The sequence below is a fragment of the Fulvivirga marina genome, assembly GCF_016775155.1.
Taxonomy (GTDB): Bacteria; Bacteroidota; Bacteroidia; order Cytophagales; family Cyclobacteriaceae; genus Fulvivirga; species Fulvivirga marina.
In genome coordinates, this window is the sequence record NZ_JAEUGD010000014.1 from 19,553 (window position 1) to 38,804 (window position 19,252).

At 44.9% G+C, this 19,252-nt stretch carries 7 protein-coding genes; 2 read left to right on the forward strand and 5 right to left on the reverse strand.

The window, feature by feature from the left end:
• Window positions 1-299 precede the first annotated feature (299 nt).
• Entirely contained in the window at window positions 300-4,862 is a 4,563-nt protein-coding gene (locus JMN32_RS03785) for an ATP-binding cassette domain-containing protein (protein ID WP_202854958.1), read from the forward strand.
• A gap of 163 nt (window positions 4,863-5,025) precedes the next feature.
• On the opposite strand, the gene JMN32_RS03790 is transcribed toward JMN32_RS03785, so the two are convergent.
• Complete coding sequence (locus tag JMN32_RS03790; RefSeq protein ID WP_202854959.1) at window positions 5,026-5,571, reverse strand: CARDB domain-containing protein; 546 nt, start codon at window positions 5,569-5,571, stop codon at window positions 5,026-5,028.
• A 918-nt stretch (window positions 5,572-6,489) separates the two neighbouring features.
• On the opposite strand from JMN32_RS03790, the gene JMN32_RS03795 reads away from it, so the two are divergent.
• The gene (locus tag JMN32_RS03795; RefSeq protein ID WP_202854960.1) at window positions 6,490-6,708 is read left to right on the forward strand and encodes a DUF3185 family protein; all 219 of its coding nucleotides are present in this window, start codon (window positions 6,490-6,492) and stop codon (window positions 6,706-6,708) included.
• 17 nt (window positions 6,709-6,725) lie between these two features.
• On the opposite strand, the gene JMN32_RS03800 is transcribed toward JMN32_RS03795, so the two are convergent.
• From JMN32_RS03800 to JMN32_RS03815, 4 genes are all read right to left on the reverse strand, one after another.
• Window positions 6,726-6,890 carry a hypothetical protein gene (locus JMN32_RS03800; protein WP_202854961.1) on the reverse strand — a complete coding sequence of 55 codons (165 nt, stop codon included), beginning with the start codon at window positions 6,888-6,890 and terminating at the stop codon, window positions 6,726-6,728.
• An 88-nt stretch (window positions 6,891-6,978) separates the two neighbouring features.
• Window positions 6,979-7,977, reverse strand: coding sequence for a hypothetical protein (locus JMN32_RS03805; protein WP_202854962.1), 999 nt, complete (start codon window positions 7,975-7,977; stop codon window positions 6,979-6,981).
• A gap of 223 nt (window positions 7,978-8,200) precedes the next feature.
• A complete protein-coding gene (locus tag JMN32_RS03810; protein ID WP_202854963.1) occupies window positions 8,201-9,124 on the reverse strand; it encodes a T9SS type A sorting domain-containing protein in 924 nt (307 codons plus the stop codon).
• A gap of 100 nt (window positions 9,125-9,224) precedes the next feature.
• On the reverse strand, window positions 9,225-19,217 hold the full coding sequence (locus JMN32_RS03815; RefSeq protein WP_202854964.1) for a LamG-like jellyroll fold domain-containing protein: 9,993 nt from the start codon (window positions 19,215-19,217) through the stop codon (window positions 9,225-9,227).
• Between the last annotated feature and the right edge of the window lie 35 nt (window positions 19,218-19,252).

The window sequence follows — 19,252 nt, forward strand, 5'->3', positions numbered from 1 at the left end:
TTATCAAGTCGCTCAATACAACCGCACAAGCCAAAACTTGTCGGCAGCGTATGTCGGACCTACCTAAAAACTAATTTCCTTAATTTCACGCGATGACTTCAAGCACACATCCGGAAATAGTTATACAAGGAGCAAGGACCAATAACCTGAAGAATATTTCATTGCGCATACCGCATAATCAGTTGATTGTGGTGACGGGAATATCGGGTTCGGGAAAGTCGAGTCTTGCGTTTGATATCATTGCTAAAGAAGGGCAGCGGCGCTATTTTGAAACCTTGCCATCATTTGCCCGGCAATTTATGGGCAAATTAAACAGGCCCGATGTCGATGAAATGGAGGGGCTTTCTCCGGTGATTGCCATTGGGCAACGCACCACCGGAATGCATGCCCGCTCAACCGTGGGTACGCTGTCTGATATTTATGATTTGTTGCGCCTGCTGTTTGCACGAACCGGAACCACCCCAACTAACATAGCGCTTTCCCGTGCGCTTTTTTCATTCAACTCCGCTGTGGGGAAGTGTAAGCGCTGCAACGGCATTGGCAAAGAAGAGGAAATCGATCTTCACCGGCTGATCGCTTTCCCTGAAAAATCCATTAGAGAAGGAGCCTTGGCGCCCACGTTGCCCAATGGGTATATCATGTATTCGCAGGTTACGATTGATGTCCTCAACCAGGTTTGTGAAGCCGAAGGGTTTAATGTGGATATTCCATGGAATGAACTCACCGACCAGCAGCAAGCTGTTGTTTTGTACGGTAGCGAGAAAATAAAAGTACCCTTTGGGAAGCATAGCCTGGAGTCGCGCTTGAAGTGGACCGGAATAAAGGCTAAACCACGCGAAGAGGGCTATTATAAAGGCATGATCCCAATCATGTCGGATATTTTAAGAAGGGACCGGAATGCCAATATTCTCAAGTACGTACATGCCGTAACTTGTCCCGATTGCCATGGTACGCGCTTAAATAGCGATGCCCTAAGCGTTACGGTGCATGGCCAATCCATAGCGGAGGTAACGCATTTTGAACTGAGCGAATTAAAAGCCTGGATTCAAGCGAATACCTGGGATGTCGTTGCCAGAGAAATTGTGACTAAAATTGAAGTGCAAGTGGATTTGCTCGCAGATTTAGGCTTGGGTCATCTTACCTTAGATCGCTCGGCAGCATCGCTTCGTGCCAGTGAGATCCAGCGTATTCGGGTAGCCAACCAGCTATCTGTCCCCTTAAGTGATGTGCTCTACGTGTTTGATGAACCCTCTATTGGGCTGCACCTGAAAGAGAACGAGCGTTTGATCCATCATTTTAAAGAACTGGTCAACAAAGGAAATACCGTGATCGTGGTGGAACACGATCTGGATACCATTACTAGTGCCGATCATATTATTGAAATAGGTCCAAAAGCAGGTGTTAATGGAGGGGAAGTAGTTTTTAACGGAGCATTCTCCGAGTTTATCCAAAAGGATGAATTAAGGGAGATCAGCCCGACGTTTCGAGCTATTAAAAGTCCGCCTGAAATTGTTAAATCATCCTCCAAAAAAGAACGAGGGGCAATCCATTTGATGGGATGCCACGAAAGGAATTTAAAAAATATTGATGTCGCATTTCAACTGGGAAAGCTCAATGTGGTCAGTGGTCCGTCAGGGGCGGGGAAGTCGAGCCTGGTAAAAGGCACCCTGCTTCGGGCAGTGCAGCAGCATTTGGGCATGGAAGTGGACAGGCCTGCGAAGCTCAGCGGTCATGAAAATATAGACGCCATCAATAAACTGATTTTTATTGATCATTCCCCCATAGGAAAAACACCCCGCAGTAATCCGGCTACCTACTTGGGCTTGTCTGATCATATTCGTGATCTCTTTGCGATGTTGCCAGAGTCAAAAGCTCAGGGTTTTACCAGGTCGCGTTTTTCATTTAACAACAAGGGCGGCCGATGCGAAACTTGCCAGGGAGCAGGGAAAACGCAAATAGGTATGCACTTTTTGGGTAATGTAGATTTGGTGTGCGAGACCTGTAACGGTGACCGGTTCAATGCAGAAACCCTGGCGATCAAATACAAAGGGTTGTCTATTGCCGATTGTTATAAACTGTCCGTCAATGAGGCCATTTCCTTTTTTGAAGACCACAAAAAAGTGCTGGCCGGGCTACAACTATTACAAGAAGTAGGACTGGGGTATTTGACCCTCGGGCAATCTTCTACCACACTCTCGGGAGGAGAAGCGCAGCGCATTAAAATTGCCAATCAACTCCAGAAAAAAGACACAGGAGACACCCTGTACGTGATCATCGAGCCCAGTATCGGGTTGCACCATGACGATATCAATTCGTTGCTGCAATTGTTCGACCGCATTAAAAAGAAAGGCAATACCATAGTTTGCATTGAACAGAATGAAGCCATTATTGAATACAGTGATTGGCATATTGAACTCGGCCCTGAAAGCGGCCAAGGGGGAGGTACTATTGTCTACCAGGGGGCGCCTGAACAAACGCCTGAACCTGTTCATATTGCACCTGAAAAAGCCACTCCAAATATTGTTACTTCCCATGAAATTGTATTGAATGGTGTAACTACCCATGGATTGAAAAATATTGATGTGCGTATTCCCAAAAATCAATTGACCGTAGTTACCGGTGTTTCAGGAAGCGGGAAATCATCGCTGGTATACGATACGTTGTTTGCTGAATCCAATGCACGTTTTACAGAATCACTATCTACCTACCACCGAAGTTTTCTACAACAAAATAGTGAAGCAGAAATTGCTTCATTTTCGGGCTTAGGGCCAGCCATCGGCATCAATAGAAAAGGCGGCTCGCCTTCCAAACGATCTACTGTGGGCACCTTGTCCGGGGTTTATGATGCCTTCCGATTACTGTATTCGAGGATAGCCCAGCACGAAGGAGAAAACTACACCGCTCAGCACTTTTCCTTTAACCATCATTTGGGAGCCTGCCCTCACTGTGATGGACTGGGGGTGAAATTAACCTGTGATCCCAATGAGGTCATTGTTGCTCCTCATCAATCCATTTGGGAGGGAGCTATTTCTACCAACAAGGCCATGGCTTACTATGCCGATGTACATGGCCAGTTTATGGCAACGCTAAAAGAGGTAGCAAAACAAAACCATTGGAATATTGACCGTCCGTGGCAGGCGTTGGAGGATGAGATCAAAGAAGTCATCCTTTACGGAACAGGCGATGAAATTTGGGAAGTAACCTGGGAGTTTACCACCAAATCACGCACCGGTACGCAGGCATTAACTGCCAAATGGCGCGGGTTCTGTAATTATATCGATGAGGAATATCAACGGAAGCTTCACAACAAAAGCATTCAGCACATAGAAGATTTATTGCACGATGTGGAATGTCCGGTGTGTCATGGTACCCGATTAAAACCTGAGTTATTGAACACAAAGTTTCTGGGAAAGGATATCCATGCCCTTTCCAGTACGGATATAGATACTTGCCTTCGTTTGATGGAGCCATTGGATACTCAGGTAGATTCGGTTGTTTTAGCCATTAGCCATATGGTTTTACCCACGGTTAAAGAAGCCATGAATACGATGGTGGAGCTTGGGTTGGGTTATTTAAACCTGGATAGGGCCGTGAGTACGCTTTCCGGTGGAGAACGCCAGCGGGTTACGCTGGCTGGTCAATTATCAACCCACCTGTTTGGTGTCACCTATGTGCTGGATGAGCCGACCATTGGTTTGGACAAAGGGCAGGTAACTGCTTTAGCCAATGCATTGAAAAGAATTGTGAGCAACGGAAACACGGTGGTGGTCGTGGAGCATGATGCCTCTTTTATCCAAAGTGCCGATTATATGATTGAAATGGGACCAGGAGCCGGCAACCTGGGTGGTGAAGTAATCTACCAGGGAAAGGTGAGCGATATTGCCAGGGCTAAGCATTCGGTCACCTACAAGTTATTGGAAACTCATGAAGATGTCCTTCCAAAACCGCAGCACCCAAAAGGCGATCCATTTGGTGTAAAAGGTGCTTTTGCTAATAACCTCAAACATATTGATGTCACTTTTTATGCAGGGCAGATTATCGCCGTCACGGGTGTTTCCGGAAGTGGGAAGTCTAGTTTGATTAAAGAGGTATTATACACTTCCTGGCTCAAAAACAGGCCGGTAAACTGTGCTTCAGTCCATGGTTTGGAGCAGTTTGAAGAAGTATTACTCATGGATCAGTCCATCCTTACCCATGACAGACTGAGCACGCCGGTTTCGTACACGGGAATTATGGAGCAGCTGAAAACGCTATTCTCAAAAACAGCCAGTGCAAAAGAAGCAGGGCTAAAGAAAGCTGATTTCTCCTACCAAAGTAAGAACGGTAAGTGTGCCACCTGTTCAGGCCACGGCAAGCTAAAAACCAGCATGGATTTCATGAGCGATGTCTGGCTGACCTGTGATACCTGCAAGGGAATGCGTTATAACGACACAATTCTAGCCTGTAACCTAAAAGACCGCTCCATCGGCGAAGTGCTTCAGATGACCGTTTTAGAAGCTATAGCATTTTTTGAGTCGGGAGCTATTGTAGAAAACCTTGAAGTGCTCAAGCAAGTAGGGGTTGGCCATTTACGTTTGGGGCAAGCCGGTAATACCTTGTCAGGTGGAGAATCCCAACGACTGAAACTGGCCACTTCCATACTACAAAAACGAAAAGGCACTACGTTATACCTCTTCGATGAACCCAGCACCGGCCTTCATTATTTTGATATCCTCCAATTAATCAAGGTCTTCCAATCCTTAGTCGACCGTGGTGATACCGTACTTTTTATTGAGCACAATGCCACTTTGATTGCTGCGGCGGATCAATTGATTACATTAGGGCCTGGTAGTGGTGAGCATGGTGGTGAGCTAATTGGCTAAGTCAACGCTTCGAACTCAACCCTTGGAGGTTTAATGTGCGTTATGGTGATAAACCTCCAAGGGTTAATCTGGAGTTCTTAATTCTTTCACTTATGTTATTCGTTTACTCAACCCTTGGAGGTTTATTTGCATTATGGCGATAAACCTCCAAGGGTTTAAAGCATTAATGAACAAGCACTTGGTTTCCTAACGCAGTGTTATTGAATTCGTTAGTCTCAATGAGAAGGTCAGAATAATCTACAATAGCACCCCAGTAGTACCATCCACCCTGGATATCTGAGGGAATCTGAACATCGGCCCAGAAACGTACAGTTTCATCAGGGTTTAAACTATTTCCGGAAAATGATCCTATCCGTATATCATCTGTAGTGATGATTGTATCGGACGATAAATACCATCCGACAAGGTATGCCGTACTTGTTGGTGTGCGGCCTGGAGAAGGATCAGGACCAAGGTTCGTTAAATAGGTATCGAGCCGTAATTGGGAGCCTGCGCTCACGGATTTTCCTCCATTAACGTGTTCAACATCACCGAGTTCTATAGTTAGGTCGTATTGTGCTCCCTCGGTCATCAGTTCCTGGCTCTCTATTTTGGGATTGGGAGAGCGCTGGGCCATCGGGTCGTTGATTAAGTTGTTGTTTGTGTCCTCACAAGCGGTTTGTAAAATGAGTAACATTACTAAAATTGAGAAAAGTTTAAGTTTGGTCATGATTTAGGTTTGTTAAATGGTTTTATGAATATGTTATAAGTGATTATGAATTTACCATAAAAAATGAAACAGATTGTTAGTAAACTGGTGAAAAAATCCCTGCTCACTTATACTATTCGTTTACCCAACCCTTGGAGGTTTATGAGTATCAAGGTGATAAACCTTCTAAGGGTTTAACATGAAATTCTTAGTTCTTTTACCTATGTTATTCGTGAACTCAAACCTTGGAGGTTTATGTGCATCAAGGAGAGAAACCTCCAAGGTTTAATATGGAATCTTAATTCTTCATCACTTCATCATGTGCATGTCGTTGTATGTGTTGGTTACTTTGATGAAGATGAACTTCTGGGGTAAGTTTCTGCGCCTTTATACTCTTCGTTAACTCCAACCTTGGAGGTTTATGTGCATCAAGGAGAGAAACCTCCAAGGTTTAATATGGAATCTTAATTCTTCATCACTTCATCATGTGCATGTCGTTGTATGTGTTGGTTACTTTGATGAAGATGAACTTCTGGGGTAAGTTTCTGCGCCTTTATACTCTTCGTTAACTCCAACCTTGGAGGTTTATGTGCATCAAGGAGAGAAACCTCCAAGGTTTAATATGGAAATCTTAATTCTTTATCACTTCATCATGGACACGTCATTGTATGTGTTAGTTACTTTGATAAAATACTGTAAGTATTATTAAATGTAGATTTTTATAAAATATTTTATGAAGTTCTTGCTAAAAGGGATTGGCAGCCAGTTCGAAGGGGTTGTGCATCTGTCCGGGGTACAGATAACAAAACCTGCAAAGCCATAAGCAGTATATGAAGAGAATACAGAACGATGACGTTTAGCTGCTTAAGGAATTAAATATTAAATGCAGTTTATCTTTTTGTTTCATTTTTATAAGTTCACGAATTAAAACTAAAAATCATGAGTGTAAATAAAATCATAGGTATAGTTCTTATTATTGGAGGTATAGCCTTAAGTCTTTTTGGCATAAATAAGATTTCAGACAGTACTAAATCAATCAGTGCTTTGGGTGTGGAGATCAGCGCCTCAGACAATTCATCCAAAAATGAAGGCATGCTTTACCTTGGCTTTGGGGTAGTGGTGTTGATTGGGGGAGTTGTAGTAATTAGGAAAAGTTAGAAGTGGGTGAGGTTGTCTCAATTGTCCACCCAGCCCTTGATGGCGTAGCTATACTTATGCAGCCACTTTTGAGCAAGTTCCTGTAAGACCATTTCAGCAGCTTGACGTGTAGGTGCCTGATAAACTTGTTTTAAATCAGCCATGAATGCCTTTTTGTCTTTCCATACTCTTCGAGAACTCAACCCTTGGAGGTTTATGTGCTTCAAGGTGATAAACCTCCAAGGGTTTAATAGATGCTCATGGTAGCAGACCATTTGAATAGCCTGCTACCTATTGAATGGTTTTCCTTACTATTACTTCATTGTCTAATACCACATTGGTGCTCCAGATGAATTGCGCATTATGGTTGGCGTCATCAAAAATATCGGTATAGTTGGTATAACTGGATTTGTTGTCTACTCCAATTTCATCGTTGGTATAGGTAGTGGCTGCCGGCCATTCAGAGTCATCATAATCTTTATTCATCCAGCCGGAGGGGATTGCCCAATGAACGGCATAGTAGGAGGTGCCATCATTTGATCCTGCTGCATCGCAGTTGGTTGAAAGCCTTTTTGTGCCATTTTCCGAAAGACACATTAAGTCTTTAACAGGAGCAGTATAGAATGTCTGGGCTTTCCAGGTGTTGTCAGTGGTCCCAATAATATTGCCATTGGTATCGGCAAATACTGCTACCATGCCACCATCGCCAGGGGAGTAGCTGAACCCGCGATTGTTTTCAGAGCCTACACCAAGGTTTTCTTCCCAGTCCACCAGGAGCATGGCTACGGTGAAGGGCCTCTTCACCTTAAATCTCACAATATCAGAGTTGAAATCAGTGAAAGGTACATTGTCTTTCCCGACGGGAGTTCCATTAATGTACATTTCGAAATAATTATCAGCGAAGATATAAGCTGTGATCACCTCTCCGGTTGCATCCAACTCGATAATGTCAGAGCCATCCAACGCAGCGACAGCCTCGGCGGCACTGTTGTAGATAACACCGCTACAGGGGTTATTCATCTCCGAAGCAAAAGGGAAGTTGGAGTCCGTGTAATTTACGTCTGCGGGCACTGTCCAGGCGTTGTTGTCAGTATCTGTTATAGTGCCTATACCTGCCACGCGTCCGCATCCAAGAAGGTTAGAAGTAACGGTAGTAGCCATGCCCTGAGTGACAGATCCGGTACCTGTATAATTGTTATCAGGGGTTGAGGGTGTGGTAGTATCATCATCAGAGCAAGCCCATGTTCCGATTAGTGCGGCTATAATTGATATTCTAAATAATCTTTGCATCAGTTATCAGTTAATTGTATTTGTTATTGATTCTATTTTAGTTCCTGCACGTTTGTATTGTTCGTTACCAAAAACCTTGGAGGTTTATGTGCGTCAAGAAGAAAAACCTCCAAGGTTTAATATTAATCTGTACGTTTATACCATTCGTTTACCCAACCCTTGGAGGTTTATTTTCATCATGCTGATAAACCTCCAAGGGTTTAATATGGTTTAATCAGAACTCTTAATTCTTCACCCACTTCATCATGCGTACCTCATGGTATGCAGTATTTACTTTGATAAAATAAATTCCCGGGGTAAGTCCCTGTACATTTACGTAATGCGTTAGTTTGCCATTCATCACCAGTTTGCCAAAGGAATCAAGAATTTCATATTCAGCTGTCCCGTCCAGGTTTTTGACATAGAGGGCATCGGATGCAGGGTTAGGGTAGATGATGAGTTGTGCTTCTTGTTTTTTGCTCAAACCTGTGATTGCTGTGTTCTCAACGCTCACTTTGACGGTCCAGGTATAGATATGGGTTCCGGTGCTTATGTCGTATTTGACCTGGCTGGTGAAGTTATTGGCAGTAACGCCGCTTTCCTGCTCTGTGCCATCAACTTGTACTGAAATGGCATGGTCGAATTGGTATTCGGCGACCAGGTTGGTGACATTTGTATTTTCAGGCAAGGTAATGGTGATCTGCTGTGTGGAGGCATTGATCGTAGCTTCTGCATCAAACCCTACAAAAGAGAAGGAGTTGAAGGTGGTGTTTTCCCAATTTCTAAAAATATAGGGATCGCTAAAGCTGCCTGTATTCTTATCGGATATAAAAGCTTCAGTATTTTCGAGATCAATAACCTGATCATTATCCGCATTATAGAAGCTGAAGGTTACAACTTCTCCGCTGGTATTGGCATAGACCAGTAGTTGATAATAATATCTCCCGGTAGCTGATACATAAATAGGATCAGATGTTCCCCGAAGTTCATTGCCCACCCATGCGGCTATCTGGCTGCCGGCATTGATATTCTCCACGGTGTCTACAGATACAATGCCTGTAAAGGTCATGGAGTATTCGTAGTCAGCAGGGTTGACCTGCCAGTCTGGTGCCTGGGCTAAAGCACCGAAACTGAGGGCCAGGGTGAATATGATGAGTATGTATTTCATTTAAGAGGTCATTTGTAGTTTGTTAAACCTTGGAGGTTTTATCTGCTTGAAGCACATAAACCTCCAAGGTTTTTTATTTAAGGGTTTTAAATAAAAGATCTTACTGATCCGTCTTAACCACTTTGGTTGAGGCTACTCCACACGGGCCTACTACTTTGACGAAGTAGGTGCCTGATGGTAGTGGCTGTTCAAACGTAACTCTGGCGGTCTGACCACTCACTTCCTGAGACTTCAGCAGCTTTCCATGGGCATTGTATACCTCCAGGGTACCGCTCGTGCAAGGCAGTGCCAGATTCAGCTCGCTGCTGAATGGATTTGGATAGGCCGTCAGCGTTTCAACCGATAACTCTTCGTTCAACTCGATAGGGTAGGGTTGTTTTATGTCACCTACTATCGCATTGTTCACATACTTTAGCTGGTTCGTAGCTTCGGTGAATGTTTGGCTATCTTCATTATACAGAGAGAAAGTGATTTGTTCTCCGGCATCTCCATGTACGGTCAGGAAGAAGGCGTCTTTACCGTTATTCAAAGTGTACCTCTTTGCGTATCCGCGAATTTCTCCATTAGCATGAGCGAGCAGGATATCACTATCCGTAACATTCATTGCTCCCGATATTTCTGCTATGATGGAAATGTTATCAGAGAACTGACGTGCTGAAGCAACATGCCATCCTTCAGGAAGCGTAATAGACTCTTCTTCCGATGCATTCACCCTGCCAGAAGACAATGAGCTGCTCTCAGGGTATGTGAATGACACATTGTTGGCACTATAGAGCATATAGCCCTGGTTTCTGCTCATGCTTTTCAATGAACCTACCCAGCCAAACGAGGCATCATACATCGAGAATTTAGACTGGCTCTTGATCATGTCTCCGGTAACCGGATTTAATCCTGCCAATGCTTCCGTAACGGTCATGGTGGCCTGAGGGGTGTACCCTACATAATTCCAGCCTGCATCGATTTGTATATTGGTTGATTGAGGATCTGCTGGGGTACCATTGTACTTGATAGTTCCTCCGCTTTTCAGGTAGACCTTGTACATTTCACCTATTTGCAGGCCGCCTTCATTGAGGGTTATGCCTCCAAGCCACCCTGTGCTGGCATCATAGATGTCCAGGGCATGCTGACCTTTTACCACATCGTCCTGCTCTCCAACGGCACTGAATATAGTATTTACTGATTGCAGATCGTCTGATACGAGGTTGAATGACACCCAGTTCCAGCCCTGACCAAATTCAAGGGTCGTTGAGATGGCATCTGAAGCTACAATATCCTGTGGAGTTGCGGTAGTGCCTATGATGCTGTTAGCCAGGAAATTCAACTGTGGAGTAACCTCTTCATGCGTTTGTGCTTTGCTGGCATCCCAAACTTTGAAGCTGATGGTTTCATTGCTGGTGACGTTACTATAAACGGTCATAAACAGCAGGTACTCGTCCAGTGCCTCTACATATTCAGGAGAAGCTACACCTCTGATCTCATCACCTACATAAGCGGCTACCACATCATTGACATCGAGAGAAACCACCTCGTTGATGATCAATCGGCCAAAGACATTCATGCTGTATTCGTAGTTGTCTATGTTGACATTCCAGTCAGGGGCCGGCTTGCTTACCGTAACATTAACCGTTAGTTGCTCATTGAAATCCTGAGACGTGCCCAGATTGATGCTGCGCTCGTAATAGCCGACATTCAGCCCTGCATTAACTTTGAAAGTCAGTGTTTTTGTAGCATTTGCAGGCACTGTTCCGGTTGATGCATCGGTGGTAAGCCATGCGGGCATATCCTCTAAGGTATAGTCATAAGGTACACCTCCCAGGTTGGCAATGGTAGCCTTGAAAGTAGTACTGTTGCCTTCTTCCTGTGTTACATCTATGGTGTTTTCCTGCCATACCAGCTCGTTTTGCTGTACGTAGGCCGTCCAGCTGGCTGTGGATAGCTGCCTGTTGCCATTCAGGTCACGAATATCACTTACACTGATTTCCAGCGTCTGTCCTTCTATGCGGTAAGCATCGATCAGCGGAGTGATCACGATCTCATCGTTGTTGACCACAAAGTCAAACGGTATATCCTGTACGGGCCTTACATCTGTGATGGATGCACCTTCTGTGAAAGTTTCACCTCCGGTAGCCACGGCAGGGGCCGCCTGCGTAAGGAACTGAGGAGTCGCTTCATCACTGAGGGTAGTAGTACGAACGATACCACCCATAACCTCTTCATACTTTTCAAAAGGCAGGTACGCGATCAATCCATATTCGTCTCCGGCAAGCTTGGTGTTTTTGTAGTTGTTGATATATTTCACCGGTCTTGCTGAGTTCCAGATCCTGAATTCATCCATACTTCCTTCAAAATATTGATCCGTTGCATAAGTGGATGAAGTAGTCTTAAAGCCTCGTGCACCTAACCAAAGCTGGCTTCCGGCCAGTCCGGCTATGCCTGAGTTGCTGCTGGACTTTTGAAGTTTACCATCTATATACGACTTTGTAGTAGCATCTCTATCTACAGACAGGGCAAAGTGGTGCCATTGACTATCGAAGTAGTTGGTAGTAGCGGCCGTGAAAATATTGCCTTGGCTTACCACATTCAGTTGACCTGATGGTAGCGCATTGATGCTCAGTGCATACAGCTCGTTGTACAACGTATCCGTAAGGTCCCCTTTACCTGAAGAGAAGATAGTTTGCGTTGTTGACGGGGTCTGCATTCTGAACCAGAACTCTACGGTAAAATCCGTCTCATTGGTGATTACTACATTATTCCCGTCAAGGGTCAGGTATTGACCGCTGCCATTGAAAGCAAAGGCATCACTGCCAGGGTACAGGCTCCAGTTGGCATCTATAGCCATGTGTCTGCCTGCTGCTTTGTCAAGAGCGAGGGTGCCGTCTCCTTCATTCATAGGCCAGTAGCCATACAGTCCGGTCTCATTTCCTGACAGTGTCTGGTTCATGTATTCTACAGACCGGCTTACGGTAAGGGCTTTATTCCAAAGTCTCACTTCGTGGATTTGGCATTCCAAAGCATTGCCATTATCAGCATCGGCAGCCAGGTAGGCATTTTCAACTTCAGTGGCAGAGAAAAATATACCGGTCTTGGTCATCAGAAGCTGATCATCCATGAAGAATCGCAGTTCGTGCGTATCATTGTCGTAAGCCATGCCCCAGTGATGCCATGCATTTACAGGAGTAACACTACTGTAATAAGCCGAAGGTTCTACACTGAAGGTTTGTAATCCCATTGTTACAGCGATCGTTTCGTCGGCATTGAAGGCAATTTCAAGCAGGTCTGCACCCGTGCCTTTGGTAAATGCTGTGCCTGAAGTTCCTGCATCACGCTTCAGCCAATACTCCACTGTAAATGATTTGTTATTGAGCGTTATGGCCGGTATTCGGGCCTTTTCATTAACTCCGTTGAAGGATACGGCTGTAGCATGAGATACCTCTGAGCCATTGAGAATACTTCTTACGCTGATGTTATGATCTTTTACCAACCCTGACTCTATGGTTTCATTGAAACGCACTGAAATGTCATCAGAAGGATTTAGAATACCATCCGAAGGTTCAGGCGAGCCAAACACCACAGGGGTTACCCGGTCAATCACTCCGGTTACATAGTCAGTTTCAGTGACCGAGCCATCTGTACAGGTTGCTCGTGCCCTAACCAGGTAGGTTCTGTCTGTCAGATCACTGATGTCCCAGATAAAACTGACTTCGCTTCTGTTGTCAAGCAGCTCTGCCTGATCACCATAGTTGTCGTAATCTTCAGAGGAAGCATCCATAAAGTATCCTTTAACCGCAATGGGGTTCCCGCTAAGAGATTTGTATTGAAAATCGACCTTCTCTAAAGTAGGATGGTTGATGTCATATCCTTTGAGGGTGATGGCTACCTGGTTATTATCTTCATAGTTTACCACCCAGTTATCATTCAAGCCTTCGAGTACCACATCTGAGCAGGAAGGTTGGAAGTGAGCTGAAAGGTAAACGGTGTCCGCTATATCTGCCTGGCTGGTCATAGGATCAAACTGGCAGGTGGAGTGAAGTATCACCGCAATGCTGTCATAATCCAGCACACCACTGGCACCTTTCTGTATGGTAAGGGTTTTGGAGACCGTTTTCCAGGCCGGTACAAGGTACGAGCGTTCGGCAGTCAGGCCATCGATCAGTACGATTGCACCGTTAGGGTTAGAAGCTTCATCAATGGTGATGTCGTACCAAACGTCGCTGTTAGACTCACTCTCGTTCTGAAGCTTCAAGGTAAATACGGCTTTTTCATCTTCAGGAACACTGTTGCGAACGGCAGGTTCTGCATCGATCTTCGGATTTTCTCTCAATAACGTAGCCGTATGCAGTTTTATGGGTTCGTTATTCTCTACATAGAAACTGGTTTCTTCTCCGCCTTCATAAGGACAACGGGACTGGCCACCTCTTACGGAGAAGATGGGGCTTGATATCCTGAATCCGGAGATGTTATAATTGGTGCCTACATTATCCTGATTGTCATAGGTGTTAAACAGGTTATAGCTTGCGTCGCTAAGTTCGTAGATGAATACGGCGGCGTCGACCGCAAATGCGGCTGTGGCGATAAACGAATGCGTACGGCTGGTATATTTGTAAGCCAGTGTTGTTCCGAGAGCCTTGACCCCGGTACCACCTACACCTATACCTGTACGTATAAGTTGTGCCTCAATAAATTCACTTTTTGAAGGGATATAATCACTGAAGTGAGAGCGGTTAAGTATTTCAACACCGGTTGTGTTTTTTACATCTATGCTGTAATAATCCCCTTCATCGCGTTCATCAATCACATAACCAAACGTAACGGAATGGGCTTTTTCGGAATTACCTCCATTGGTTAGGCCGACACCTACGTCAAATGTGTTGCGCAAGGTAAAACCTTTGCCGTTGAGCAGGGCGCCAAACTTTGCATTCCACGCGAAGTTCAGGGTACGTGCTGCCTTCCAGTTGTATTGTGAAGCGTATGTTTCTGTAATCTCTTCACTAACAGCTCCGGCAGAACCATCAACGGATAAGTTTTTAATGGTAGAGGCCTCTACTTTCTCGGCCTCATTCAGGGCCAGGGCATTGATCCACTGGCGTACCTGCTCATTGATAAAGGCCACGGAATCGAGCTCATCATCAGCACCTGTAGCATGGAAAGTATAGGATAGCTGCGTAGTGTCTACTGACGGATTTGCGGCTATGGCTTCCTGCTTAAACTGGTTGTAAGCATCGGTATTGTTGTCATTAGAAACTCCATAGAACTGATGTCCCCAAGGTAAATGCGATTCATATTTATCACTTTTGAATAGTTCATCTCGCAATACCAATAGTTCAGGGATCAGCTCTTCAACAATGTGGCGTTGGGAGTAGGCAAAGTAGGTTGCTGTATTTCCTTCATCAATAGCATAGCCATCAATAATACCAAGAACAATGTCTCCACCAGTATCTAAATAGCTCAGACCAAACTCGTCGCAGTAAGTACGCTCGATGAGAGCTAAACTCTTTGTTTTTGTGATGTAGGCATTGTGTGCCTTACCAATGTAAACATCAGCGTCGGAGCCTACATCTTTCGGGTCGGAACTGGTTTCGATACGCTCGTTGAATGTCCAGGTTTCGGTATACTCTCCTGCATCGCTGAATGCTCTCTGAATCGTCATGCCTAATTCTGAATCCAGTACCAGGTCAGATTGTACGATGGGGCCTGCCAGTCCGCCACCTAGGCCTACATACATACCTGAGTGCCAGGTATTGTTTAGGCCCAGGTTGGTATTTACATCCATTACCCAAGATTCTGTTTTAGAGAAGGACGATCCTTTCTCAATAAATGCATAAGAATTGGATCCCGGAGGGTCGCGCAACACCATTTCCACTACTTCGGGGCCATAAGTGATGAAATCTGTTCCTTCTTGAGGCAGACCTCCGAGAATATAACCACGGAAAAGGTCGGTTTCCGGCCAGACTACGTTTTCATCGCCCACGGTGGCATTTACTTGTAATGTCTTGGTATAAGAATATTCGCCATTTTCAGACAAAGAGGGAATACCGGCTTTAAAAGTGTACGTGTACAGACCATTATAGGCTGTTTTGCCTGAGGTACCCTCAGGGTTAATACCAAAATTGTCTGTAATATTAATTTCAGCATTTTGCACAGGTACCAGATCTTCTACAGCTCCATCAGGGTGATCAGGGTTTTCATATTTTTCCCATACGTAGATCTTCATGCTATATTCTTTAGCCTGAGTGAATACCGGGAAGTTGAAGCCCGCGGCTGACAGGTCCAGGGTGTCACGGTCACCGGTTTGCTGAGAAGTATAGATAATCTCACTATCTCCGTCAAATGCACCATCTTGATCATCAAATACATAGATGGACGGAGTTTGCCTTACTACGAAGTTGAGTTTGTGGTGATAGTAGAAGGTATCCACTTCGTAAGTGACGGTGCCGTTTGAAAGTGTTGAAGTACTATCGGTAACCATATTTTGCTCCAGGCTATGGCTTAGGTCCAATACAGCAATGTCGCCGGGCTCGATAAAGTAATTGTCGTTGCCAGCCTTTTCTACGACCCACTTTTCAGGGATCATCTCCAGTGAGTATTCGCCGCTATAAGGGTCGGTGGTTACAGATATAACATCGTAGATATTGTCATCGGTAATATCAAGGTCGTAGCCTTCAGCTTGCAACCTGAGTTGCAGGTCGGCCACGCCGATGTTGTTTAGTGAAAGGTCAAAGCCTAATTTTTTATCACCTTCAATCGTGCCACCTACTATACGTCCGGCTACTTTTATTTTGGTGTTATCAGTGAAGTTGACCACACGGTCTTCTTTGAATTCAAAAGTTTCAACATCACCATATTCATTGAGTTGAGGGAAATAGCCTTCGGAAAAAGTGTGACCATCTTTCTCAACAGAAAGGAAATGATGACCGATGGGCACCTGAACAGTATAATTGCCTTCAGCATCAGAACGTACAGGTCTGTTGTCGCTGCCTACGGCCTGTATGCCATCTATAAGTACGGCAACACCTTCTACAGGTACCTGGCTGTTTTCGTAGGTTACTTTACCGGTAACTTCGAAAGATGAAATATCAGTAAAATCCAGTCCGTTTTGTGTTTTTGCTCCGTCACCGATGAATACTGTGCGTGAAGACGGCTCAAAAGCATGTTGTCCTAATGAGGGTGTCACCTTAAATATTTCACCTCCTGAAGCATAAGGGATATAGTCTATTGTGTAATCTCCAAATGCATTCGTTATACCCCGTATGCCTAACAGATCGCTAGAAGGTATGATAGAAGAAAAGCCTATGCTACCCATGAAGGTACCATCATGTTTGTTGAATTCGTCAGCAGTTTTTGAAGCGTCGTAGATGTGATTGCCAATACCCTCATCACATCGCCAGTAAGCAATCAAATTGTCTCTGCCATTGTTGATATAGCGGTTATAGTTTTCTGCAATCTGAGCATCTGTTCTCATGACATTCCAAACCCTGACCTCATCCATATATCCCATGAAGTTGTTTTTAGCTTCACCGTTGGCTCCGTTGGCCTTGCCTAATTGGAGGGAGAAAGAAGCATCTGACGCCTGCCCATTATAAGAGCTACTGGTCAATGCTACTGCCTGACCATCTACATAGGCTTTGGCGGTTTGCGAGCTGTAATCCCAGGCAATGGCTACATGGTGCCATTCATTGTCGTTAACGGCTGTATTGGTGCTGATGTAGTTGCTGGAATGGCCTACAAAGGCCAGGTTTCCATTTCCATCCAGATACATCACTTTCTCACCCATTTCCCAGGTGTTATCAGCATCGGATTTGGTGATGATACTACACTCGGTGCAGATAGTTTTTATCCATGCTTCCATGGTGAAAGCCGCAGTGCCTAACTCGGTAACAGCAGTTTGGGTTTCCACATATCCATCACCATAGAAGACGAGGCTGCGTCCTGTAGACTGCGTCGATTGTTTTTCAAAGTTGATGGCCACACCTTCCACTGCATTACCTCCATCATACTCTACATGTCCGTTGGCTACTCCGTAAGGTATTACGAAGCCCATATCTATGCCCTCATTGGTATAGATGGTTTTGTCTTCACAAGCGGCTTCACCTACAACTTTATAGTTATAAAATATGCCACCCACGGCTGTTTCATCGATGTAGATCAAATCATTATCCAGCACTTTGAGCAGACTGAAGTTGTTTTTATCCGCTCTCGACCTGTAAATCCTGAACCTGTCGATGTTGGAAAGACTGGAATTGAGCTCCCACTCTACCTGTACAGCATCTCCAAAGTATCCTTTGGAAGCTTGTATGGAAGCTATGGCATCAGAAAGGTCCGTGCTGATGTTTCCGGTGAGGTCAGTGGTAGCAAAATTACCATCAGGGCTACATTCATTGACAGCACCAATGGTATAGCTGTAGGTCTGGCATAGCTTCAGGTCAGCATCTGTATAAGTAGTGGTGGCGAGGTCAGTCGTAAATTCCACTGTATTGGAACCATCAAAGTTTGATCTGCGGATGATCCAGCTGTCGGCATTGCTACCTTCTGGTGTAGTCCAGTTGAGTACCAGAGTTTTGTTGGCCAGGTCCTGTGTGATGGTCATCTCAGTTGGCGGGCTGGGAGGGGAGGAGGTTTTACCTTCTTTAATAGTTGAATAAGTAGCACCCACCTGACATCCATTGTTATCCTGCCCACTGGCAATGACACGATAATACTTAGAGGTCTCTATCTCCTGATTCTGCAAAGTATATGAAGTATTACTGCCATCCAGATCAGAGATAAGGGTGGTTACTCCGGTTGAGAATAGTGCATCATCTGCTCTTTGTATAGTCCAGGTTGGAGGCGTACCGCTGTTTGCTGTCCAGGATAGGTCTATAGATTTATCGCAATTGTCGAGAGATACCTGCAAGTTACCCGGCGCATCATACTGCATTTTCACACTTCCGTAATTGCTATACCATTTCGTGTCAGAATAGACTTTTGCTCCATTGATTGTCCAATAAGTTTGTAGTATATATCTGTGCTTGTCACCTGCTGTTACATCCGTATCTTTTATTATATGTGCGGTGCTATTATGAACTTCTTTTCCATCTGACTCACGTATAACTCTGTACCCTATTTGATCATAATCAATATAACCTGGGCTCATCCAGGAACTGGCCAAAGATTTCCATTGTAGGCCGATGTCCGAGGTTTGGCATGTTCCGGCAGTGAAGTTAATTTGATAATTATTCTGATCGAAAACCGGAGGCTTAACCGTAGGGCTGAAATTTGAAGCTATACCTACATCGGCATGGTCGATACCTGCATCGTATTCTGTACCGGCCGGTGAACGGTCTTCAAATTTTCTGTTGATGTCTGTGCCTGTGGACTCCGTACCATGGTAGTAGCGGATCAGGTTGTTCCAGTGCGGGTGCGTCTTGTTCACTTCTTCGTCATAATATTGGGATACCTGCCAATCTGCAAGTTGCGCATCCCATACACGTACTTCTCCGGCATAAAAAGTACCCTGATAACCAGTGTATATCGAGGCTCCGCCTATTTCACATTTTCCATCACCGGCAGCAGGCCATAGATCGGCTAGCGGCCCGCCATTATGGGTAAGGGTACTGTAAATTACCCTTTCTCCATCAATGTAGAGTTTTATGGTACTGCCTTCGTCTACTGAGAAAGCTACGTGGTGCCACTGATTCAAAAAGGTTGGCGGGTTATACCCACTTTTGTACCCTCTGGTGAAGTACCAGTTTCCTCCGTTCTTTTCCGGCAGGCCTCTGGTCTCAAATGCCCAGGCACTTCCTGAGTTTCGATTACCGTCACCCCGGTAGGATACGGTCAGTATTTTGTCACCACTTATCAGGCGGAAAAAGTTAAAATCATCAGCATAGTTCTGGGTCATATAGATCCAGGCTTCAATGGTGAATGAACCTCCTTCGATGCCCAGTTGCTGGCCACTTCCCTGGTGGTTCATCAGGATGTATCTGCCCTCAGTTCCACCTCCCGTAAGGTCAATTGAGCCTTCTCGGGTCGGCTGGGCGATACCCCATAAGCTCAAAAGCATACCCACAAGAAGTAGTGGGAGGGCTTTTGAGTTGAATGTTAAGTAAGTTTTCATTTCTATCAATTTTGAATATGTATTTGTCTGTAAGT